The organism is Streptomyces sp. TRM64462, from assembly GCF_013362995.1.
In the GTDB taxonomy this organism is placed as follows: Bacteria; Actinomycetota; Actinomycetes; order Streptomycetales; family Streptomycetaceae; genus Streptomyces.
The window spans coordinates 1-20853 of record NZ_JABWDV010000300.1; the positions used below are offsets into that span (position 1 = coordinate 1).

The window sequence follows — 20853 nt, forward strand, 5'->3', positions numbered from 1 at the left end:
CTCGTGGCGGCCGGGTTGTTGTTCGTCGGGTTCATGCCGGTACCTCCGAGGTGGCCGTCAGTGGCAGCCGTACCGTGAACTCCGCGCCGCCCTCCGGGGAGCGGGCCAGGGTCACGGTGCCCCGGGCGCGGTGGGCCGCCTGGCGCACCAGGGCCAGGCCGATGCCGCGTCCGTCGCCGTGCGTGGACCAGCCGCGGCGGAACACCGACTCGGCGTCGGCCGCCGCGACGCCCGGCCCGCTGTCGGAGACCCGCAGCAGCAGCTCGGGCCCGTCGACGCGGGCCGTCACCGTGACGCGCGGCGACGTGTCCGAACCCTGCGCCGCCTCCACGGCGTTGTCGATCAGGTTGCCGAGTACCGTCACCAGGTCCCGCGCCGAGAGCCCCGGCGGCAGCACCCCGTCGTCGATCCGGCTGTCCTCCGTCAGCACCAGCTCCACGCCCCGCTCGCTCGCCTGCGCCGACTTGCCCAGGAGCAGCGCCGCCAGCACCGGCTCACCGACCGCCGCGACCACCCGGTCCGTCAGCGCCTGCGCCAGCTCCAGCTCCGCCGTGGCGAAGCCGACCGCCTCGTCCGCCCGCCCCAGCTCGATCAGCGACACGACCGTGTGCAGCCGGTTCGCCGCCTCGTGCGCCTGCGCCCGCAGCGCCTGCGTGAACCCCCGCTCCGAGTCCAACTCGCCGGACAGCGCCTGGAGTTCGGTGTGGTCCCGGAGCGTCGCGACCGTACCGCGCCGCTCCCCGCCGACCACCGGCCGCGTCGACACCACCAGCACCCGGTCCGCCGTCAGATGCAGCTCGTCCTCGCGCGGCTCGGCCGCCAGCAGCGCGCCGGTCAGCGACGGCGGAAGCCTCAGCTCGTCCACCCGCGCGCCCACCACGTCGTTCCCCAGCGCCAACAGCTCCCGCGCCCCGTCGTTGATCAGGGCGATCCTCCGCTGTCCGTCCAGCATCACCAGCCCCTCGCGCACCGCGTGCAGCGCGGCCTGGTGGTAGTCGTGCATGGCGCTCAGCTCGGCGGCGTTCATGCCGTGCGTGTGCCGCCGCAGCCGCGCGTTGACCACGTACGTACCGACGCCGCCCAGCGCCAGCGCCCCGCCCGCGACCCCGAGCAGGGCGGTGACCTGCCGCTGCACCTGCTCGCTGATCCGGTCGATGGTGATGCCCGCGCTGACCAGGGCGACGATCCGGCCCCGGTCCCACACCGGCGTCACGGTCCGCACCGAAGGCCCGAGCGTCCCCGGATAGGTCTCCGTGAGCGTCTCGCCGTGCTGCGCCGCCTCGATGTGGCCGAGATACGTCTTGCCGATCCGGTCCGGCTCCGGGTGCGTCCAGCGCGTCCCGTCCGGCGCCATCACGACCACGAATGTGACGCCCCCGTCGCGCGTGAGCGCGTCGGCGTACGGCTGGAGGACCCCCGTCGGGTGTGCCGAGCGGGCCGCCGCGACCACCGACGGCGACCGCGCGACGGCCGTCGCCGTGGCCGTGACCTGCCGCTTGGCGGTCTCCTCCGCCTGGCCGCGGTCCGTCACGTACACGAACAGCGCGTATCCGGCCACGATGGCCGCGACCAGCACGGCCTGCATCGCGAAGAGCTGGCCGGCGAGGCTGCGGGGGAGTGGCACGCGGGGTATGCGCATGGGCCAAGTCTGCCTGTCCGGATTCGTGTGCCGGATTCGTGTGAACGAAACGTACGCAACGGTGACCGGTGTCACAAGCGTGATGGATAGTCGCGGGGCATCCACGCGGGACGACGTGGAGCGACTCAAGGACGAGGGAGGACCCCCGTGGCCGCACGACGGGAACGTACCCACTATCTCTACCTGGCCGTCATCGCGGCGGTCGTGCTCGGCATCGTCGTGGGCTTCGCCGCCCCCGACGTCGCCAAGGAGCTGAAGCCGCTCGGCACCGGATTCGTGAGCCTCATCAAGATGATGATCTCGCCGGTGATCTTCTGCACGATCGTGCTGGGCGTCGGCTCTGTCCGCAAGGCCGCGAAGGTGGGTGCCGTCGGAGGTCTGGCCCTGGGCTACTTCATGGTGATGTCGACGATCGCGCTCGCCATCGGCCTGGTCGTCGGCAACCTGCTGGAGCCGGGCTCAGGGCTGCACCTGACGGACGCGGCGCGGGCCGCCGGTACGGCGCAGGCGGAGGGCGCGAGCGAGGGCACGGTCGACTTCCTCCTCGGGATCATCCCCACGACCCTGGTCTCCGCGTTCACGGAGGGCGAGGTCCTCCAGACCCTGCTGGTCGCGCTGCTCGCGGGCTTCGCGCTGCAGGCCATGGGCAAGGCGGGCGAGCCGATCGTGCGCGGCATCGGGCACATCCAGCGGCTCGTCTTCCGCATCCTGGCGATGATCATGTGGGTGGCCCCGGTCGGCGCGTTCGGCGCCATCGCCGCCGTCGTCGGCTCCACCGGTGTGGACGCCCTGAAGTCGCTCGCCGTCATCATGCTCGGCTTCTACGCCACCTGTCTCGTGTTCGTCTTCGTGGTGCTCGGCACGCTGCTCCGCCTCGTCGCGGGCATCAACATCCTGTCCCTGTTCAAGTACCTGGGCCGCGAGTTCCTGCTGATCCTCTCCACGTCGTCGTCCGAGTCGGCCCTGCCGCGCCTCATCGCGAAGATGGAGCACATGGGCGTCAGCAAGCCCGTCGTCGGCATCACCGTGCCGACCGGCTACTCCTTCAACCTGGACGGCACCGCGATCTACCTGACGATGGCGTCCCTCTTCGTCGCCGAGGCGATGGGCCAGCCGCTGGCGGTCGGCGAGCAGATCTCGCTCCTCGTCTTCATGGTCATCGCGTCCAAGGGCGCGGCGGGCGTCACCGGCGCCGGGCTCGCCACGCTGGCGGGCGGCCTCCAGTCGCACAAGCCCGCGCTGGTCGACGGCGTCGGCCTGATCGTCGGCATCGACCGGTTCATGAGCGAGGCCCGCGCCCTGACGAACTTCGCGGGCAACGCGGTCGCGACGGTGCTGGTCGGCACGTGGACCAAGGAGATCGACACGGCGCGGGCCGCCGAAGTGCTGGCCGGCCGGGTGCCGTTCGATGAGAAGACACTCGTGGACGACGGACACGGCGGCGGCGCCGAGACCGAGACCGAGACCGGGGCCGGGGTCGGGGCCGGGGCCGATGTGCCGCAGGCGTGCGGCGAGGAGAAGGCGCCCGCGCGCGTCTGACCGTCGCGACAGACCTTCGCAGGGGTGCGGAGGGCAACCGCGCGGGAGCCTGGTCGGTGGCTCCCGCGCGGTTCTGCTGTGCGCGGGCCGGGTGCCGTGCGGCGTACCGCCGGTAACATACTGGCAGGTAATGGCATGTGCATGTCGACCCGTCGACACCCGCCTGCGAAAGGGACGCCCCGATGTCACGTCTCGCCCGCACCACCGCCGTGCTCGCCCTCGCCCTCACCCTCGGGCTCGCCCCGGCCGCCTCCGGCACGGCGGCCCCTCAGGAGCCGTCGCCGTCCGCCCTCCGGGACGTCGTCCTCGTCGGCAACAGCGCTGATGGCACCGTGAGCTTCCTCGACGCCCGTACGTACCGGAACCTCGGCACCCTCGACGTCATCCCGGACCTCGACGAGATCCTCGCCGGCATGGACCTGTTCCGGCGGGCCGCCTACGAGATCGTCAAGCAGCAGGCGGGCGGCGACAAGTTCGTCGACGACGCCCACCTCTCGCCCGACGGCCGCACCCTGTACGTCTCACGCGGCAACCTCGGGGACGCCGCCGCGTACGACGTCGCCTCCGGCCGCCAGGTGTGGCGCACCCACCTCGCCGGCTTCAAGGCCGACCACGCCGCGCTCTCGCCCGACGGCCGCACGTTCGTCGTGTCCGCGATCAGCGCGGGCAAGGCGCAGACCCTCGACACGGCCACCGGCCGCATCACCGGCGAGTTCCCGACCGGCACGTACCCGCACGAGAACATCTACTCGGCGGACGGCTCCCTCATCTACAACATGTCCATCGGCGTCACCTCCCTGCCGAAGGCCCTCGACTGGATGAAGGGCACCAAGCAGGTGACGGTCGCCGACGCCACGACGCTGAAGGTGGTGCGGACGTACACCTTCGACAAGGGCGTCCGCCCCGCCGTCGTCACCCCGGACGGCAGGACCATGTACGCGCAGCTGTCGTACCTCAACGGCTTCATCGAGTACGACCTGGAAGCCGGCCGTACCGTACGCACCGTCGAGATGCCGTTCAGCGCGGCGGGCGCGGCCCTCAAGCCCGACGACTACCCGCAGAACTCCGCGCACCACGGCATGGCCATGAACGCGGCGCAGGACAAGCTGTGCATGGCCGGGACCATCGACGACTACACGGCGGTCGTGTCCCGCCCCGGCCTCACCACGGACGGCTACGTCCACTACCCCCAGGGCTCGCTGCCCTACTGGGCGGTGACCGGCCCCGGCGGCAGGCACTGTTGGGTCACCCTCTCCGAGCGCGACGAGGTGTCGGTCGTCGACTACGCCACCGCGAAGGAGGTCGCCCGCGTGAAGGTGGGCGACTTCCCGCAGCGCGAGCGGGCGGGCAAGGTCGCGGAGGCGGCCCTCCCGGGCCTCACGCCGCAGGGCTGACGGACGCCGCCTCCAGCAGCGCCAGTTCCTCGTCGGACAGCACGAGGTGGGCCGCCCCGGCCGAGTCCCGGGCCGTGGCCGGGCGGCTCGCGCCCGGGATCGGGACGACGGCCGGGGACCGGGCCAGCAGCCACGCCAGGGCGACGCGCTGCGGGCTCACCCCGCGCTCCCGCGCCACCCGGTGGAAGGCACCGAACCGGAAGTCGGCCTCCTGCCGCGACGTGCCGTCCAGGGAGCTGCGGGCGATCCCGCCGAGCGGGCTCCAGGGCAGGAACGCCAGCCCGAGCCGCCCGCACAGCTCCAGCTCGGGCTCCGCGTCCCGCACCGCAGGCGAGTACCGGTTCTGGACCGACACCAGCCGGTCGCCCAGGACGTCGCGGGCCAGCAGGATCTGGTCCACGTCCACGTTCGAGACACCGGCGAACCGGACCGTGCCCGCGTCCAGGAGGTCGCGGACCGCGCCCAGCGAATCGGCGTACGGCACGGCCGGGTCCGGCTTGTGGAGCTGGTACAGGCCGATCGCCTCGCCGCCCAGGCGCCGCAGCGACCCCTCGGCGGCGCGCCGCAGGTGCGCCGGGGTGCCGTCGACGGTCCAGCCGCCGTCCGCCGTGCGGCCGCGCCCGCCCTTCGTCGCCACCAGGACCCGGTCCCTGTCCCCGCCGTACGCGGCGAGGGCGCGGGCGACCAGGAGTTCGTTCGCGCCCGGTGCGCCGCCGGGGGCGTGGTACGAGTCGGCCGTGTCGATCAGCGTGACGCCCGCGTCCAGCGCCGCGTGCACCGTGGCGACGGCGCGGGCCTCGTCCGGGTGGCCCTCGATGGACAGCGGCATCGCGCCGAGCCCGATCACGCTCACGTCCGCTCCGGCCAGCGCGCGGTACCTCATCGCCGCGCCCCCAGGGTTTCAGCGACGGCCCTGTCGAGCCAGTCCGCCGTGTGGCCGAAGCGGTGACCGAGCGCGGTCGCCCGGGAGTTGTCCATGGCGTACGCGCGCGTGAAGGAGAACGGGGACACCCGCCCCACCTCCACCTCCCGGAACACCGCGGCCGCGCCGCCCGTCGTACGGGTCACGGCCGCGCAGATGTCGCGTGTCGTCAGCGGGCCGTGCGCGTGGGCGTTCACCGGCCCCGTGAAGTCCTGTTCCGCCGCCCAGGCGAGGAAGGCGGCGGCCTCCTCCACGTATATATAGGTGGCCGGATGATTCACGGCCGGTACGGCGATGGGCTCGCCCGCCCGGATCCGGTCCGCGTAGTGCGTGAGACGGCCGGTGAAGTCGTCGGCGCCGCCCAGCACATGCGCCATGCGCACGGCCGTGAACGGGACGACCGGGTCCCGCGTGAACACCGCCTCCGCCTGCCGCTTGCCCTCGCCGTAGTGCGCGTCGAGGAACTCCGGGTCGTCCCAGGGGAGCGACAGGTCGACCGCGACCGTACGCGGGTCGACGGCGTCCTCGCGGACCGGCGCGGACGGGCTGTGCTCGTACGCGTACACCTCGACCGTCGACGTCATGACGTACCGGCCCGTGCGCGGCCCCAGGACCCGGCGGGCGACCGCGGCCTGGCGGGGCGTGTAGCAGACCTGGTCGACGACCACGTCGAACGCACGGTCCCCGAGCGCGGCCGCCAGCGCCGCGTCCAGCGCCGCCTCGTCGTCCCGGTCCGCGACGACGTGCTCGGCGCCGGCGGGCGGCGGCGGGCCCGACGAGCCGCGGTTGACGACCGTGACGCGGTGGCCGGAGGCGAGCAGCCGCTCGACCAGCCGCCGCCCGACGTACCGGCTCCCGCCGATGACGCAGACGTGCATGATGACCAACTCCCTTGCGTGGTACGTCCAGTGTTACGTTGACGCGCCACGAACTGAAGGGGGAACCATGGGAGATCCGGCCGCCACGCCGAAAGAACAACGGCATCCGCGCCCCACCGCCATCGAAACGTCGGCGCCCGGTTTCGACGACACCGACCGGCGGATCCTGGAGGAGATCCAGACCGACGGCCGCGTGAAACTGAGCGAGCTGGGCCGCCGCGTCCGGCTGAGCCCCGCCGCCGTCGCCGAGCGGGTGCGGCGCCTTGAGGCGTGCGGGGCCGTCACCGGCTACGGCGCCCATGTGTCGGCGGCCCGGCTCGGCTACGGCATCCAGGCGTTCATCCGCGTCAACCCGCACGGCGGCTACACCTTCAAGCACCCCAGGACCCTGGAGCTGCTGGACCGGCCCGAGGTCGTCGAGGCGCACCACGTGGTGGGGGAGGACTGCTGGATCCTCAAGGTGGCGGTGCGGGACACCGTCCACCTGGAGGACGTCCTGGAACAGACGTCGGTCCTCGGCCGTACGACGACGTCGATCGTGCTGTCGTCGCCGCTGGAGCGGAAGCCGCTGCTGCCCTGAGCCCGCCCTGGCCGACGCGTACCGGCGTGGACGCGCGCCGTGACATGTAGACGGCGTCTGTGCCGTAGCTGTCCGGGAGCGGCACGTCGCGATGGGGGCGGTAGCCGTGCGCCGACCAGAACGGCTCGCTGCCGCCGACCGCGACCAGCGACATCCGCTCGTACCCCGCAGCCCTGGCCGTCGCCGTGAGATGGCGCAGCAGCCGCCGCGCCAGGCCCCGGCCGCGCAGCTCATCGGCGACGACCAGGTCGTGCAGGTGCAGGTTCGCCGAGCGGAAGCCGCCGGCCTCGCCGTGCGCCAGGTCCGGGCAGCGGAACAGCGGATACGGCAGGGCCAGGACGTAGCCGGCCGTCGCGCGGCCGCCCGCGTCCAGGACGAAGCAGGTCGCCGGGGACACGCGGCCCCGCGACTCCAGGGCGGCGCGCCCCTCCGACAGCGCGAGCCGGGCGTACGTACGGGCCTCCAGCTCCGCGATGCCGTCCCAGTCGGCCGCGCGGATGGGCCGGATCCGGAGGTGGGCGTCGCACGGGTCCATCTACCCGCCCACGCACGTGTACGGCAGCGGCCGGAAGCCGTTGAACCCGAGGGTCGTGTAACTCATGGCGTACGCACCGGCAGACAGGATCCACACCGGGTCGCCCGACGCGAGACCGCGCGGCACCAGGACCGGCGCGTGCCCCGCGCCGTACGCGTCGTCGCTGTCGCACGTGGGGCCCGCCACCACCGCCGGGACGCGGCCGTCGGCGGTAGTTGTGTGGCCGGGGAACACCATCCGGTACTGGAGCGCGTCCATCTCGTACAGGCCGTTGAACTTGCCGCAGCTCAGATACAGCCAGTGCCGCAGCGCCCCGTCCCCGCCGCGCCGCGCGGCGAGGCGCGCCACATGGGCCCTGATCGCCCCGTGGTCCGCGACCAGATGCCGCCCCGGCTCCACGACGAACCCCAGCGGCGACCGCGCCACCCGCCGCAGCCGCCGCATACCGTCCCGCATCACCGCGAAGATCTTGTCCAGCGGCGGGTCCAGCGGCCTGCCGCGCCGGTCGAGGTACCCGAGCGCGGGCAGCCCGCCGCCCAGGTTGACGTGGTCCAGGCGGATGCCGCGCTGCTCCAGGGCGGCGACCGTGTCGGCGAGCGAGTCGAACGCGGCCATCCACGCCTCGGCCGTCATCTGCTGCGAGCCGACGTGCACCGACAGGCCCGACGGCGTGAGGCCCGCCGCCCGCGCCGCCTCCAGGAGGCGCACGGCGTCGGGCCCCGGGCAGCCGAACTTGCGGCCGAGCCCCCACAGCGCCCCGTCCCCGCCGGTCGCCAGGCGGCAGAACACCCGGGCGCCGGGGGCGTGGGCCGCCAGCGCGGCCACGTCCTCCGCGCTGTCGGTGGCGAAGTCCCGTACGCCCAGGCGGTGGGCGGCCGCGATGTCCCGGTCGGACTTGACGGTGCTGCCGTAGTGGACGCGGCGGACGGGTACGCCGGTGCGCAGCGCCCGCTCGATCTCGCCGGGGCTCGCCGTGTCGAACCCGGCGCCGCGCGCCGCGAGCCGGGCCAGCACCTCGTCGACGGGGCACGCCTTGAGCGCGAAGCGGACCCGGACGCCCGGGAGTTCCCGTACCAGCGTCGCGTACCGGTGCTCGATACCGGCGAGGTCGTAGACGATCCGGTCGTCGGACGCGGCGGCGAGGGCGGCGCGCAGCGCGCCGGTCAGCGGGGTGCCTCGATCCATGACGCTCAGATCCGTGACGGTCAGATCCGTGACGCTCAGATCCGTGACGCTCAGATCCGTGACGCTCAGATCCGTGACGCTCAGGTCCATGACGCTCCGGTTCCTGGTGCTCAGATCCATGACGCGCCGGTCGCCCTGCTCGCCCGCACCAGCGGTTCCCACCCGTCGATCAGCAGCGCGAAGCCCGCCATGTCCCGCGCCGCCTCGTCGAGCAGCTCCCCGCGGCGTTCCGCCAGGGTGTCCGCGACCCGGGTGTAGCGGCCGCCCAGTTTCCGGTACGAGCGGTCGAGCACCTCCAGCCGCTCGGTGTTCTCCGCCCGGTCCAGGCCGACGCTGTCCCGGACGAACCCGGCGACGGCGGACGCCCGGACGTGGCCGTCGGCGTCGAGCAGCGACTCGCCGGCCGCCGCCATCCGCGCGTACACGGCGTTGAAGTACAGCATCGACAGCAAGAACTTCACGAACCGGAGCTGGTACGCGAGGAAGCCCGGGTCCGTGCGCCGCTCGCCGGTGTGGAAGTTGACGATGTCGCGGTTGTGGAGCACGCCCGGCAGCCGGGCGTCGTGCACCAGGTGGATCAGGAAGTAGTCGCTGCCGATGGTATCGGTGGCGGGCGGCAGCGGCACGCGCGCGTAGACCGCGTCCGCGAAGCCGATGTTGCACATGTCCACGCGCATCGGGTCGACGGTCGCGAGCACCGTACGGTCGTCCGTGAACGGCTCCGTGCCCGGGCCCGCGCCCCGGAACGACTCCTCGACCAGCTCCCGCTTCCGCTCGCCGGACCAGTCGGCGGGCGCCCACAGGCCGACGACGTCCTCGTACACCGCCGGGTCGATCCGCCGCATCTCCGCGATGTCCACGGACATCTCACCGACGAACGAGCCGCCCGCCATCGCCACGGACCGGTGCGCGTACGCCGGGTCGAGCGTGCACTCCGACACGTGCGGCGCGACCTCGGACGCCCGCCGCCCGAGCGCCGCCAGCTCGTGGCGGACCGGGAACAGGGGCGCCCCGTCCGGGCCCTTCCGGTAGCGGCTGTCCGAGTCCCTGCGGTGCACCGAGGCGCACCCCAGGGCCGCCGCGATCAGGAACGCCCGGTTGGTGCAGGCGCCGTACGACAGCCGCGACGGCAGCATCAGATCGAGCACCCGGTCCGGCGCATCGGCCCCCGAGCGGTGGACGACCTCGCGCAGGAACGTCCGCTGCTCCTCCTCGCCCAGGTGGTGCACGACCACACCGGGCGCGGGCGGGAGGGCGGCGACGGCCGCGCGGTGCGCGTCGAGGACGGGCGGCTCGGACGAGTCCAGGACCAGCAGGTGCACCTCGACGCCGAAGTGCTGTGCCCCGTACGCCGCTTCCTCGGCGACCGCCGCGATGGTGGCGGCGCAGGCCCGGTTCGTCGGGAGGGTCAGGCAGACGCGGCGCACGCCGTCTCGCCCTCCTTCCACGGATCGAGGCCCAGCAGCCTGCGGCCGAGGCCCGTCAGCTCGGCCGTCCCGTACCGGAGCGACTCGTGCCGTATCGCGTCCCCGACCAGCGTCCTGTTCCAGTCGGGCGTGCTCAGCCGGCGCCACGAGTCGACACGGGACGTCCTGAGGGTCTCGTGCCCTTCCAGCGCCGGCATCATCGACAGGTACTGGACGGCCCGCACCCCGTCCCGCGAGGTGTTGCGGGCCACGCCGTGCGCCAGCAGACCGTTCCAGATCAGCAGGTCGCCCGCCTTCAGCTCGGGCCGTACGACGGGGAACTCGGCCCGGTCGACGGCCGGCCGGACCGGGTCGCGGTCCGCGGGCTGGGCCGCCTTCCACCGGTCGAACAGCCGGAACAGCTCGGGGCAGCACTGGAAGCCGCCCAGCTCCGGCCGTGTGTCGTTGAGCGCGATGATGCCCTGGACGCGCTGCGGCGGCACACCGAGCGTGGTGTCGACGTCCCAGTGCAGCTCGATGTCGAAGCCCTTGTCGGTGGGCGCGATCAGGGCGCGGTCGCGGTTCTTCACATTCGGCGGGTTGAGGTTGAGCCGGTCCAGGGTCACCCACAGCTCCTCGCAGTCCCAGACGTCCACGAACGCGTCGTACACGCGCCGCGTCTGCCGGCTGTCCCAGATGAGCTGGTGGTGGTACGCCTCCACGAACCCGTAGACGTGCAGCTCGCGGTCCAGGTCCGTACGGAACGGGCGGTCCTCGTACCAGGTGTCGGGCCGGTCCGGGTCGAGGCCCTGGAACTCCCAGGTGAAGTCGAGCAGCCGCCGCGCCGCGTCCGCCGGGATCGCCTCGCGGACGACGACGTAGCCGTACGTCTGCCAGAACGCGAAGTCCGCGTCGGACAGCACGCGCAGCGGCCGTGACTTGCGCAGCTCCCGGAGCGGGGTCTGCGCGAGGTAGCTCTCGCCGCCGGCGCTGAAGTACGGGACGTCCGACGCGGCCCGGTGGAGGTACGGGCGGCGGTCGGGGACCTGGCCGCTGTCGGCGCTGTCGTCGCTGCCGGGTGTCGTCGGCATGCTGTCGCTCCCTGCCTGGTCGGGGGTGGTCGGTCAGCGGTAGGCGCGGGCCTGGAGCTCGAAGAGCTCCGCGTAGAGGCCTTGTCGGGCGATGAGCCGGTCGTGTCCGCCGTGTTCGCGGACCGTGCCGTTCTCGAGGACCACGATCAGATCGGCCGACCGGACCGTGGAGAAGCGGTGCGAGATGAAGAGGGTGAGCGAGCCGCTGTCCGCGCGCGCCCGGTCGGCGGCGTCCGTGAACCGCTCGAACAGGTCGTGCTCGGCGGCCGCGTCCAGCGCCGAAGCGGGCTCGTCGAGCAGCATCAGGAGCGGGTCCCGCCGGATCAGGCAGCGGGCCAGGCCGAGGAGCTGCCACTGCCCGCCGGACAGCTCGGTGCCGTCGCCGTAGCCGCGCCCCAGCAGGCCGTCGAGGCCGCCGGGCACCCGGTCGAGCACCCGCTCGGCGCGGGCCCGTGCGAGCGCGTCGCGCAGCGCCGCGTCGTCCGCGACGGCGGGGAGCCGGCCCACGCCGACGTTCTCGCGCAGCGGCAGCTCCAGGCGGGCGAAGTCCTGGAACAGCGGCGCGATCCGCGCGGACCAGGCGGCCGGGTCGAGGTCGCGCAGGTCGGTGCCGTCGACGAGGATGCGGCCGGACGTGGGCCGGTACATCCCGCACAGCAGCTTCACCAGGGTGCTCTTGCCGGCGCCGTTCTCGCCGACGAGGGCGACGGTCGCGCCGGCCGGCAGGGTCAGGCTGACGTCGGACAGGACGTCGCGGTCGCCGCCCGGGTAGCGGAAGGACACGTTCTCCAGCCGGATGCCTTCGCGCAGGCGCCCGGGTACGGAGCGGGCCGACTCCGGGGCGTCGTGCGCCGCGTCGGCGGACCACGCGCGCAGCCGGTCCAGGCGCTCGAAGGTGCGGCCCGCGCCCTGGAGCATCGCCAGCAGCCCGAGGCCCGTCGCCACCTGCACGCTGACCTGCACGGCGAGCGTGATGACCAGGATGATGTCGCCGACCCCGGCAGCCCCGTCCAGTGCCTGGCGGATCACCAGCCACAGCCCGCCGCCGTACGCGAGGGCGAACAGGAGCTGGCCCCCGGCGCGCAGGGCGGCAGCGCGCAGCGCGGCAAGGCGCAGCAGCTCGGTCGTCCGCCGCCACGCCGTCGCCTGATGGTGCATCAGGTCGGCTTCTGCGCCGCTCAGCCGGACCTCGGGTACGGAGTGCCCGGACGTGGCGAGGGCGAGCAGGTGGCGGCTGAGGCGGGTCGGTTCCGCCGACGCCTCCTTGGCCCGGTCCACGACGGCCTGCGCACGGTCCGCGACCAGCACCGGGGGCACGGCCGCGAGCGGCAGCAGCGCCAGCCACGGGTTGACGGTGGCGAGGATGACGGTCGTCACGGCCGCCTGGAGCGCAAGGCCGCAGAGCTGCAGGACGGCCTCCAGCGAGGTGCGCGTCTTCGGCAGCTCCTCCCGTACGAGGGTCAGCGTGTCCGCGAACTCCGCGCTGTCCAGGTGCTCCAGGCCGCGCGTGCCGTTGGAGGCCGTCAGCACCTCCTGGTGCAGCTCGGTCTCCTGGAGCTCGCCCAGCTCGAAGTAGAGGAGGTGCGCGAAGTGCCCCATGGACAGTTCGAGTACGAGGGCCACGGCGACGGCCGCCGCCAGCCAGGCGGCCGTCGCCGTGGCACCGCCGAGCGCGCTGTCCGTGAACGCGCGCAGCAGCAGGGCGATGGCCGGCGTGGCCAGGAATCCGACGAGGAGCAGCGCGGCCGCCGTGAGCAGCCGCCGCCGGTCCAGCCGGTACGCGAGCCCGAGCAGCGTCCGGACGGCGGTGAGGAGCGTGGTCACCGGGCCTCCAGGGCTTCGGGCGCGTTGGCGGGATCGCCGGCAGGGCCGTCGGCGGGGTCGTCGGAGAAGCGCTGCGCCTGGAGGCGGAACAGCTCCGCGTACCGTCCGCCCAGCGCGGTCAGCTCCGCGTGGGTGCCCTGCTCGGCGACCCTGCCGTGCTCCAGGACGACGATCCGGTCGGCCTTGCGCACGGTCGAGAAGCGATGCGAGATGACCACGCTGGTCAGCCCCTTGGTCATGGTGAGGAACCGGTCGAAGAACGCCACCTCGGCGCGCACGTCGAGCTGCGCCGTCGGCTCGTCGAGCACGAGCAGCCGCGCGCCGCGCTCCACGGCGTAGAACGCCCGGGCGAGCGCGACCCGCTGCCACTGCCCGCCGGACAGGTCGAGCCCGCCCTCGTACTGGCGGGACAGCACGGTGTCCGGGCCTTCGGGCAGCCGGGCCAGTACGTCGTCGAGCCCGGCGCGGGCGAGGGCGGCGTCGAACGCGCGCGGGTCGGGGACGCCGGTGCCGGGCGCGCCGAGCGTGACGTTGTCGCGCAGCGGCAGCTCGTACTGGTTGAACTTCTGGAAGATGACGGCGAGCCGCCGCTGCCACTCGGCCGCCGGGAGGTCGCGCAGGTCCCTGCCGTCGGCGGTGACGCGGCCCGCCGTCGGGTCGTGGAGGCGCGTGAGGAGCTTCACGAGGGTCGTCTTGCCGGCTCCGTTCAGCCCGACGATCGCGGTCGAGCGGCCGGCCTCGATCTCCAGGTCGAGCCCGTCGAGCACGGCGGGCCCGTCGGGGGCGTAGCGGAAGGCGACGCCTTCGAAGCGGACGGCGCCGGTGAGTCCGGGCGCGGCGGGCGCGGGCGCGCCGTCACGGGACCCGGCCGTCGCCGCCGGCCCCGGCCCCGTCCCCGTCGCTGTCGCTGTCGCTGTCGCCGTCTCCGTACCGGCTTCCTCGCCCGCCCGGCGGGTGAAGGCCGTGAGCGACCCGTACGCCTGCATGCCGTACAGGGTCTGTACGTCGCTCTCCGGGAAGTACACGCCGAACCGCAGGGGGATCAGCACCGCCTGGAGCGCGACCGCGAGCACCAGCAGCGACAGCTCGCCGCGCGCCGCGGGACCCGCGAGCAGCAGCAGGGCGCCCGTGCCGCCGGCCAGGCCGACCGCCGCGAGCACGACGAACGGGCCCAGGAGGATACGCCGCCGCCCCTCCCACAGCGGATCCAGGTAGCCGCGCGTGTCCCGGTGGTGGCGGTCCCGGAACCAGCCGGCCAGGCCCAGGACGCGGATCTCCTTGGCGGCCTCGGTCCCGGACGCGGTACGGCGCACGTACGTCATACGGCGCCGCGCGCCCGCCAGGCCCTGCCAGAGCCCCGAGAACCGGCCGAGCGAACCGCGCTGCCCGAACCGCAGCACCAGGGCGGTCGCCCCGGTGAGCAGCGCCGCCCACGGCGACAGGGCGACGCCGACGAGCACCACGGCGCCCAGGAGCTGCGTGTACCGGGCGATCAGCGCGAGCCCCCCGGCGGCCGCGTCGCCCGGCGTGGGCAGCAGCCGGTCGAAGGCGCCCCGGGCGTCGCTGAGCAGCTCCAGCGTGTCCTCGCGCTCCAGCGCGGCGACCGGGGCGCGGCGCAGCGCCGTGTCCATCAGTCCGCCGACGCAGTGCCCGTCGACGCGGCGCGTCACGACCTCGCCCAGCGCGGTCTGGAAGGGCGCGAGCAACTGCTGGAGCACGAACGCGCCGAGGGCCAGGACCAGCGCCCCGAACACGTCGGCCGCGCTGCCGCCCACGGCGTCGGGCAGCCGGTCGAGGAGCACGCTCATCCAGACGATGAACGCCAGCGGCAGCAGACCGATGACGACGTTCAGCACGACCGCGGCCAGGAGCAGCCCCGCACCGGCGCGCGGCAGCAGCCGCAGCAGGTCGAGCCAGCGGCCGACGCGGGCGCGGACGGCGCGGGCGCGGACGGCGGCGGAGGCAGGGGGCGACGGCGGTGACAAGCGCTTCTCCTCGGTCGGTGGGCAGCACGCGGCGGCCCCCGTGGGACGGGGGGCCGGTGCGGGGAGGGGGAGGAAGAGGGGGTCGGGCAACACCATTGGTCCAGACCTTCGCGGCTGTCAAGTGCCGTATTGCGAAGCGGACTTGTGGAGGGCGGTCGTCCGGAACGACCCGTCCGTGGAGATCATGATTGGTCTAGACAGCCAGCCGCGTGGCTGGTTAGGGTCCGTCACATACCGCCGAACCTCCGTTGAGCAGCAGCCTGCGCTCCGGGGGGCGTACCAGGGCCCGGCCTCCCGATCGGAGGCGTGCCGCCCGGATCGTCGAGTGACCCGCCCGTCCGCCGAACGGGCCGCTCCCGCCTGCCCTTCCCGCACTCCTCCGCCCCGCGTCTCCGTTCTGCCCGCCCGGCCGGAACCGAGACCCAGAAACGAGACCGAGGACGTCATGACCACCACCGCAACCCTCTGGGACGACGAGGTCCGCAGTGCCGTACGGCGGCTCACCACCGCCGCCGAGGACGAGTACTACAACCCGTACCAGACCTTCGACTGGCCGGAATCCATCCCCGAAGGCGCCCTGTGGATGAGCGAGGACCTGATGACGGTCCACGGCACCGACGCGGCCGCCGAGCTCACCCGCGAGCAGTACCTGGCCCTCGCGAAGTGGGAGAGCGTCAACTTCTACAGCCTCAACGTGCACGGCATCCGCGAACTCATGGCGGAGGTCGTCGCCCGGATCCACGCGCCCGGGTACGAGATCCCGACCCCGTTCTTCCACCACTTCCTGGGTGAGGAGAACGAGCACATGTGGTTCTTCGCCGAGTTCTGCCTGCGCTACGGCGGACGGCTCTACCCGGACCGCGCGATGGCCTTCCCCGAGCGCGAACAGTCCGCGCTGCTGGGCAACTTCATCGTGTTCAGCCGCATCCTGATCTTCGAGCAGATCGTCGACCACTTCAACAGCCGGATGGCCGCCGACACCGCCCTGCCGGACACCATCCGCGCCATCAACCGCGTCCACCACCAGGACGAGTCACGGCACATCGCGTTCGGCTGCCAGCTCGTACGGGCCCTGTACGAGCGGCTGAAGGAAGCCGGCGACCCGGCCGAGACGGCCTCCGCACGCGGGTACATCGAGCGGTACATCGACGCGTCCGTGCAGCAGCTCTACAGCGTCGACGCCTACCGCGACGCCGGCATCCCCGAGCCGTTCGCGTTCCGGCAGCGGCTCCTCGCGGACCCGGCGCGCAAGCCGGCCCACGACGCGATCACATCCCGTACGACCGCGTTCTACCGGCGCATCGGCGTCCTCGACTGACCACCTCCACGCCCGAGAGGGAACCGTTCCCCATGAGCACGAGCACTCCGAGCACCGCCACCGCGCCGGCCGTCGCCCTGAAGAGCCCGGGCGCGGGCCTGATGACCCTGGACCCGGTCCGCACCGCCCTGCTGCACGGCCTGGACGGCCTGCTGACGGGCCTGGCGGCGCGGCTCTCCGCGCCCGAGGTCGTGGGCCCGCCGCTGCTGTCCGTCGAGGGCCTCGCGCGGCTCGACTACTTCCGCAACTTCCCGCACCTGGGCGTCTCCGCCGCCCGCTTCGCGCCGGACGCCCTCGACGGACTCGCCGCGGGCGCCCCGGCGGGCGACCTGCCGCTGCGCCCCACGGGCCACCTCCTGCCGTCCGCCACCTGCTACGGCCTGCTGCTGTCCCTGGAGGGCCAGGACGTCGGCACGGAGGGGCTGCGGCTGTCGGCGGCCGGGCGCTGCTTCCGCAACGAGACCCACTACGACGGGCTGCGCCGCCTCTGGGGCTTCCACATGCGCGAGGTGCTGTACCTCGGCACCAAGGACGGCGCCGCCGAACACCTGGAGCAGGGCGCCGCGTTCGTCCAGGAGCTCGCCGGGCGCCTGGGCCTCACCCTCACCCGGGCCACGGCCGACGACCCGTTCTACGACAAGGGCGGCTCGCGGGCGAAGCTGATGGCCCTGGACCCGGTCAAGCACGAGTTCAGCGCGCCCGACGGCACCGCCATCGCGTCCGTCAACCGGCACCGGAACTTCTTCGGCGAGCGCCTCGGCATCCGCGCGGGCGCCGAGGACTCGGCGTTCAGCGCGTGCGTCGCCTTCGGCGTCGAGCGCTGGGTGCACGCGATGATCCTCGCCCACGGCACACCCGAGCAGGCCCTGAACAGGCTCCGCGATGCACAGGACTGACGCGGACGCGACGGCGGGCCACGGTCAGGGTGCCGCGACGGGGCACGGTGCCGGGTCGGGTCAGGGTGCCGCGACGGGGCACGGTGCCGGCTCGGGTCAGGGTGCCGCGACGGGGCACGGTGCCGGGTCGGGTCAGGGCGCCGCGACGGGGCACGGTGCCGGGCCGGGGCAAGGTGCCGCGACCGGGCACGGTGCCGCGACGGGGCACGGTGCCGGGCCGGGGCACGGTGCCGGGTCGGGACATGGTGCCGCGCTCGCTCGCGGGGCGGCCGCGCTCGGCGTCGGCTTCCCGCTGGTGCAGGCCGGCATGGGCGGCGTCGCCGGTCCCGCACTGGCGGCGGCGGTCAGCTCCGCGGGCGCGCTGGGCACGGTCGCCCTGTACAAGAGCGCCCCTCAGGAGGCGGCCGCGCTCGTCCAGGACACGGCACGGCGTACGGCGGCGCCCTTCGGCGTGAACGTCATCCCGGAAGTGGCGGGTGGCCTGCTGCTCGCCGGGCAGCTCGGCGCCGTCCTGGACGCCGCCGACCGGCCCCTGGTGCTCAACAGCTACGGGCTGCCCCCGGCCGAATTCGCCCGTACGGTACGCGAGGCCGGGCACCGGCTGCTCGTCCAGGCGGGCGACCCGGAGGACGCGGCCCGCGCCTTCGACCTGGGCGCCGTCGCCGTCGCGCTGCAGGGCACCGAAGCGGGCGGCCACCACCTGGGCACCCGGCCGCTGCCCGACCTGCTGGCCCGTACCGCCGCCGCCCTGCCCGGGCGGGTGCTGCTCGCGGCCGGCGGCGTCCACGACGCGTCGGACCTGCCGCCGCTGCTGGACGCCGGGGCCTCGGGCTGCCTGTGCGGCACGGCGTTCGCGGCCACGGCCGAGTCGGCCGCCCACCCGGCGTACAAACAGGCCCTGGTGGACACGGAGACCCCGGACGGCACCGTCGTCACCGACCGCTTCTCGATCGGCTGGCCCGGCCGCTCCCACCGCGTCCTGCGCGGCCCCGTCACCGACGCGCCCGAACCGCCGCCCGCCCGCATCATCGCCTGGACCACGGTGGCGGGCGGCCGCCGCCCGGTCCCCTGCGGTTCGGCCGCCGCCCCGACGACGGAGGCCGAGGGCCGTGTCGACGACATGGCCCGGTACGCGGGCCTGTCCACGCCGCGGATCACGGACATCGTCCCGGCGGCAGCGGTGGTGGCCCGCTTCCGCACCGCACTGCCCACGCCCACGCACCCCGGAAGGATGTGACCCGTCCGTGGCACCCCTCGATCTTCAGCTCGGTCAGATCAGCCAGCTCGCGTTCGGCTACTGGCACGCGCAGGTGCTGTTCTCGGCCACCGGGCTCGGGGTCTTCGACGCGCTCGCCGACGGGCCGCTGCCCGGCGACGCCGTGGCCGAACGCTGCGGGCTGCCCGCCGAGCCGTGCCGGCGGCTGCTGGACGCGGCGACCGCGCTGCGGCTCCTCGTACGGGACCAGGCCACCGGCGAGTACGGCAACACGCCCGCCGCCCAGCGGCTGCTCACCAGCGCGTCGCCCGAGTCCCTGACCCCCTGGGTCAAGGTCATGGGCCGCTGGTACGGGCCCTGGGGCGACCTGGGCGAGGCGCTGCGGCTCGGGCGGGCCGTGGAGCACCGCGGGTCGCGGCTCGGTGACGACCCGGCGTACGCCGAGGACTTCATCCTCGGCATGCACGCCTACAACTCCCGTACCGCGCAGGCACTCGCGGACGCGCTCCCCGAACCCGGCCCCGGGCCGCTGCGCATCGCGGACGTCGGCGGCGGCGCCGGCACGTACAGCATCGCCCTGTGCAAGGCGTGGGGCGAGGCCCGCGCCGAGGTCGTGGACCTGGCCGCCGTGCTGCCCATCGCCGAGGCCACCGTGGCCGGAGCCGGGCTGGCCGACCGGATCACCGTCCGCGAAGGCGACTACTACCGCGACTCCTTCGGCGCGGACCTGGACGTCGTGCTCCTCTCCAACGTCCTGCACCAGGAGAGCCGGGAGAACGGCCTCGACATCCTGCGCCGCGCCCGTGCGGCGCTCCGCCCCGGCGGCCGGGTGCTGGTCCACGGCCACTTCCTTGAGGAGTCCCGCACCGCGCCCGCCTTCACGACGCTGCACAACCTGTCGGCGCTCGTGCTGTGGAGCGGCGGCCGCAGCTACACGGCCGCCGAGATGGCGGAGCTCATGGCGGATGCCGGGTTCGCGGACGTGGACGTCCGCCGCACACCGGAACCGTCGGCCCGCCTGCTCGTCGGCCACCGCGCGGCGGACACCCGCTAGCACCCCCCGGCCCCGCACCGATCACCCCTCAGACGCCGGAAGAGAAGAAGGAAGAAGGAAGAACCCTCGCATGGAACCCGTCACCGAGTGGATCCACGGCAAGAACCCCGACCTGGACGGCCCCATCGGCGCCGACGAGGACCTGATCGAGGCCCGCCTCATCGACTCCCTCGACTTCCTGGAGTTCATCTACCTCCTGGAGAGCGTCTCGGGCCGCACCATCGACCTCCAGGAGGTCAGCATCGACGACTTCCGCACCCTGAACCGCATCCGGGAACGCTTCCTCACCACCACCACGGAGGCGGCCCGGTGAGCGACGCGCGGCTGACCTCCGACCCCTACCTCGTGCCGCACCTCGCGGACTCGGCGCTGGTCACCATCGACCTCCAGCGCGACTTCCTCTCCGACAGCCCGTACGGCATCCCCGGCACCACCGAGGTGCTGCCCCGCGTGCTGCGGCTGGTGGAGGAGTTCCGGGCGGCCGGACGCCCCGTTCTCCACATCGTCCGGCTGTACGAGAAGGGCGGCGGCAACGCCGACCTGGTGCGGCGCACCCTGCTCGCCGACGGTACGGAGATCGTCGCCCCCGGCAGCCCCGGCAGCGCCCTCGCCCCGGGCCTCGCCCCCGAAGGCGCGCCCGCGCTGGACCCGGACCGGCTGTTGCGCGGCCCCGGCCACCAGCAGCTCGGGCCGCGGGAGTACGCGGTCTACAAGCCGCGCTGGGGCGCCTTCTACCGGACGTCCCTGGAGGGCCTGCTGGCCGGGTTCGGTGTGGACACGCTCGTGTTCGCCGGCTGCAACCTGCCCAACTGCCCGCGCGCGAGCATCATCGAGGCCAGCGAGCGGGACTTCCGCGTGGTGGCGGTCGAGGACGCCCTGTCCCGTACGTCGGAACAGGGCCTGGCCGAACTGTCGGGCATCGGCGTGCAGCTCCTCACGACCGACGAACTGACCGCTCTGCTGGCCGAAACCCGCCCATGACGGCACCCGCAGGCCTCGTCGCGGCCGACCGCCCGGCGTCCGCGCCGGCACCCGCACCCGCGGCCGTGGCCGTCGTCGCGACGACCGCGGAGGTCCTGGCGCACCCGGAGCTGGACGAGGGGCTGCTCGCCCCGTGGGAGCGGCGGCGCCTCGCCCGCGTCCGCCTGGCGCCCCGCCGTGACGACGTGCTGGCGGCGCGGCTGCTGCTCCGGCTGTGCGCCGCCCGGTACACGGGCCGGCCCCTGTACGAGCAGGCCCCCGCCCAGTTCTGCGCCGCGTGCGGCCGCTACGGGCACGGCCGCCCGTACCTGCGCGGCCACCCGGGCACCGGCGTGAGCCTGAGCCACGCGGACGGTCTCGCCGCCGCGGCCGCCGGGCCGGGCCCCGTGGGCGTCGACGTGGAACCGGCC

General features: G+C 73.9%; 17 protein-coding genes and 2 pseudogenes. 10 read left to right on the plus strand and 9 right to left on the minus strand.

Features of this window, described 5'->3' with window-relative positions; genetic code table 11:
- Positions 1–31: 31 nt before the first annotated feature.
- On the minus strand, positions 32–1639 hold the full coding sequence (locus HTZ82_RS14215; RefSeq protein ID WP_175409730.1) for a sensor histidine kinase: 1608 nt from the start codon (positions 1637–1639) through the stop codon (positions 32–34).
- 147 nt (positions 1640–1786) lie between these two features.
- Here HTZ82_RS14215 and HTZ82_RS14220 point away from each other — a divergent pair, with 147 nt between their 5' ends.
- Together HTZ82_RS14220 and HTZ82_RS14225 are read left to right on the plus strand one after the other, a co-directional pair.
- Complete coding sequence (locus HTZ82_RS14220) at positions 1787–3178, plus strand: cation:dicarboxylate symporter family transporter (protein WP_175409731.1); 1392 nt, start codon at positions 1787–1789, stop codon at positions 3176–3178.
- A gap of 182 nt (positions 3179–3360) precedes the next feature.
- The gene (locus HTZ82_RS14225) at positions 3361–4572 is read left to right on the plus strand and encodes a YncE family protein (protein ID WP_175409732.1); all 1212 of its coding nucleotides are present in this window, start codon (positions 3361–3363) and stop codon (positions 4570–4572) included.
- On the opposite strand, the gene HTZ82_RS14230 is transcribed toward HTZ82_RS14225, so the two are convergent.
- Both HTZ82_RS14230 and HTZ82_RS14235 read right to left on the minus strand, forming a co-directional pair.
- On the minus strand, positions 4556–5455 hold the full coding sequence (locus tag HTZ82_RS14230; protein WP_175409733.1) for an aldo/keto reductase: 900 nt from the start codon (positions 5453–5455) through the stop codon (positions 4556–4558). The two genes, HTZ82_RS14225 and HTZ82_RS14230, sit on opposite strands and share 17 nt — an antisense overlap.
- Positions 5452–6372, minus strand: coding sequence for an NAD-dependent epimerase/dehydratase family protein (locus tag HTZ82_RS14235; RefSeq protein ID WP_175409734.1), 921 nt, complete (start codon positions 6370–6372; stop codon positions 5452–5454). The genes HTZ82_RS14230 and HTZ82_RS14235 overlap by 4 nt, the downstream gene beginning before the upstream one ends.
- 67 nt (positions 6373–6439) lie before the next feature.
- Here HTZ82_RS14235 and HTZ82_RS14240 point away from each other — a divergent pair, with 67 nt between their 5' ends.
- Entirely contained in the window at positions 6440–6952 is a 513-nt protein-coding gene (locus tag HTZ82_RS14240) for an Lrp/AsnC family transcriptional regulator (protein WP_175409735.1), read from the plus strand.
- 103 nt (positions 6953–7055) lie between these two features.
- Here the strand turns inward: HTZ82_RS14240 and HTZ82_RS14245 are convergent.
- The 6 genes and pseudogenes from HTZ82_RS14245 to HTZ82_RS14270 form a co-directional block, all read right to left on the minus strand.
- Positions 7056–7487 (minus strand): annotated as a pseudogene (locus HTZ82_RS14245) (GNAT family N-acetyltransferase); the annotation flags it as partial.
- Positions 7488–8672, minus strand: a complete 1185-nt coding sequence (locus HTZ82_RS14250; RefSeq protein WP_175409745.1) for an alanine racemase — start codon at positions 8670–8672, stop codon at positions 7488–7490. It abuts the pseudogene before it with no gap.
- Positions 8673–8782: 110 nt separating this feature from the next.
- The gene (locus HTZ82_RS14255) at positions 8783–10099 is read right to left on the minus strand and encodes a DUF6271 family protein (RefSeq protein ID WP_175409736.1); all 1317 of its coding nucleotides are present in this window, start codon (positions 10097–10099) and stop codon (positions 8783–8785) included.
- Positions 10081–11169: a phytanoyl-CoA dioxygenase family protein gene (locus HTZ82_RS14260; RefSeq protein WP_175409737.1), complete on the minus strand. Its 1089-nt coding sequence runs from the start codon at positions 11167–11169 to the stop codon at positions 10081–10083. The genes HTZ82_RS14255 and HTZ82_RS14260 overlap by 19 nt, the downstream gene beginning before the upstream one ends.
- Before the next feature lie 33 nt (positions 11170–11202).
- A complete protein-coding gene (locus HTZ82_RS14265) occupies positions 11203–12993 on the minus strand; it encodes an ABC transporter ATP-binding protein (RefSeq protein ID WP_175409738.1) in 1791 nt (596 codons plus the stop codon).
- Positions 12990–14978, minus strand: coding sequence for an ABC transporter ATP-binding protein (locus HTZ82_RS14270; RefSeq protein WP_254711853.1), 1989 nt, complete (start codon positions 14976–14978; stop codon positions 12990–12992). Before HTZ82_RS14270 ends, HTZ82_RS14265 begins: the two co-directional genes overlap by 4 nt.
- 445 nt (positions 14979–15423) lie before the next feature.
- Here HTZ82_RS14270 and HTZ82_RS14275 point away from each other — a divergent pair, with 445 nt between their 5' ends.
- From HTZ82_RS14275 to HTZ82_RS14305, 7 genes and pseudogenes are all read left to right on the plus strand, one after another.
- A complete protein-coding gene (locus tag HTZ82_RS14275) occupies positions 15424–16296 on the plus strand; it encodes a diiron oxygenase (protein ID WP_175409740.1) in 873 nt (290 codons plus the stop codon).
- A 32-nt stretch (positions 16297–16328) separates the two neighbouring features.
- Positions 16329–17192: an aminoacyl--tRNA ligase-related protein gene (locus HTZ82_RS14280; RefSeq protein ID WP_175409741.1), complete on the plus strand. Its 864-nt coding sequence runs from the start codon at positions 16329–16331 to the stop codon at positions 17190–17192.
- Positions 17179–18429 carry a nitronate monooxygenase family protein gene (locus tag HTZ82_RS14285; RefSeq protein ID WP_175409742.1) on the plus strand — a complete coding sequence of 417 codons (1251 nt, stop codon included), beginning with the start codon at positions 17179–17181 and terminating at the stop codon, positions 18427–18429. The genes HTZ82_RS14280 and HTZ82_RS14285 overlap by 14 nt, the downstream gene beginning before the upstream one ends.
- A gap of 7 nt (positions 18430–18436) precedes the next feature.
- Positions 18437–19462, plus strand: coding sequence for a methyltransferase (locus HTZ82_RS32930; RefSeq protein WP_217624138.1), 1026 nt, complete (start codon positions 18437–18439; stop codon positions 19460–19462).
- Between the two features lie 70 nt (positions 19463–19532).
- Positions 19533–19775, plus strand: a complete 243-nt coding sequence (locus HTZ82_RS14295; RefSeq protein ID WP_175409743.1) for an acyl carrier protein — start codon at positions 19533–19535, stop codon at positions 19773–19775.
- A complete protein-coding gene (locus HTZ82_RS14300) occupies positions 19772–20443 on the plus strand; it encodes a cysteine hydrolase family protein (RefSeq protein WP_175409744.1) in 672 nt (223 codons plus the stop codon). The genes HTZ82_RS14295 and HTZ82_RS14300 overlap by 4 nt, the downstream gene beginning before the upstream one ends.
- Positions 20440–20853 (plus strand): annotated as a pseudogene (locus HTZ82_RS14305) (4-phosphopantetheinyl transferase); the annotation flags it as partial. The gene HTZ82_RS14300 and the pseudogene HTZ82_RS14305, both read left to right, overlap by 4 nt.

What these genes read in the sequence shown, in the direction of transcription:
- HTZ82_RS14215 (WP_175409730.1), bottom strand. Translation starts at nt 1,639, where the DNA reads ATGCGCATACCCCGCGTGCCACTCCCCCGCAGCCTCGCCGGCCAGCTC.
- HTZ82_RS14225 (WP_175409732.1), top strand. Translation starts at nt 3,361, where the DNA reads ATGTCACGTCTCGCCCGCACCACCGCCGTGCTCGCCCTCGCCCTCACC.
- HTZ82_RS14230 (WP_175409733.1), bottom strand. Translation starts at nt 5,455, where the DNA reads ATGAGGTACCGCGCGCTGGCCGGAGCGGACGTGAGCGTGATCGGGCTC.
- HTZ82_RS14235 (WP_175409734.1), bottom strand. Translation starts at nt 6,372, where the DNA reads ATGCACGTCTGCGTCATCGGCGGGAGCCGGTACGTCGGGCGGCGGCTG.
- HTZ82_RS14240 (WP_175409735.1), top strand. Translation starts at nt 6,440, where the DNA reads ATGGGAGATCCGGCCGCCACGCCGAAAGAACAACGGCATCCGCGCCCC.
- HTZ82_RS14250 (WP_175409745.1), bottom strand. Translation starts at nt 8,672, where the DNA reads ATGGATCGAGGCACCCCGCTGACCGGCGCGCTGCGCGCCGCCCTCGCC.
- HTZ82_RS14260 (WP_175409737.1), bottom strand. Translation starts at nt 11,169, where the DNA reads ATGCCGACGACACCCGGCAGCGACGACAGCGCCGACAGCGGCCAGGTC.
- HTZ82_RS14275 (WP_175409740.1), top strand. Translation starts at nt 15,424, where the DNA reads ATGACCACCACCGCAACCCTCTGGGACGACGAGGTCCGCAGTGCCGTA.
- HTZ82_RS14280 (WP_175409741.1), top strand. Translation starts at nt 16,329, where the DNA reads ATGAGCACGAGCACTCCGAGCACCGCCACCGCGCCGGCCGTCGCCCTG.
- HTZ82_RS14285 (WP_175409742.1), top strand. Translation starts at nt 17,179, where the DNA reads ATGCACAGGACTGACGCGGACGCGACGGCGGGCCACGGTCAGGGTGCC.
- HTZ82_RS14295 (WP_175409743.1), top strand. Translation starts at nt 19,533, where the DNA reads ATGGAACCCGTCACCGAGTGGATCCACGGCAAGAACCCCGACCTGGAC.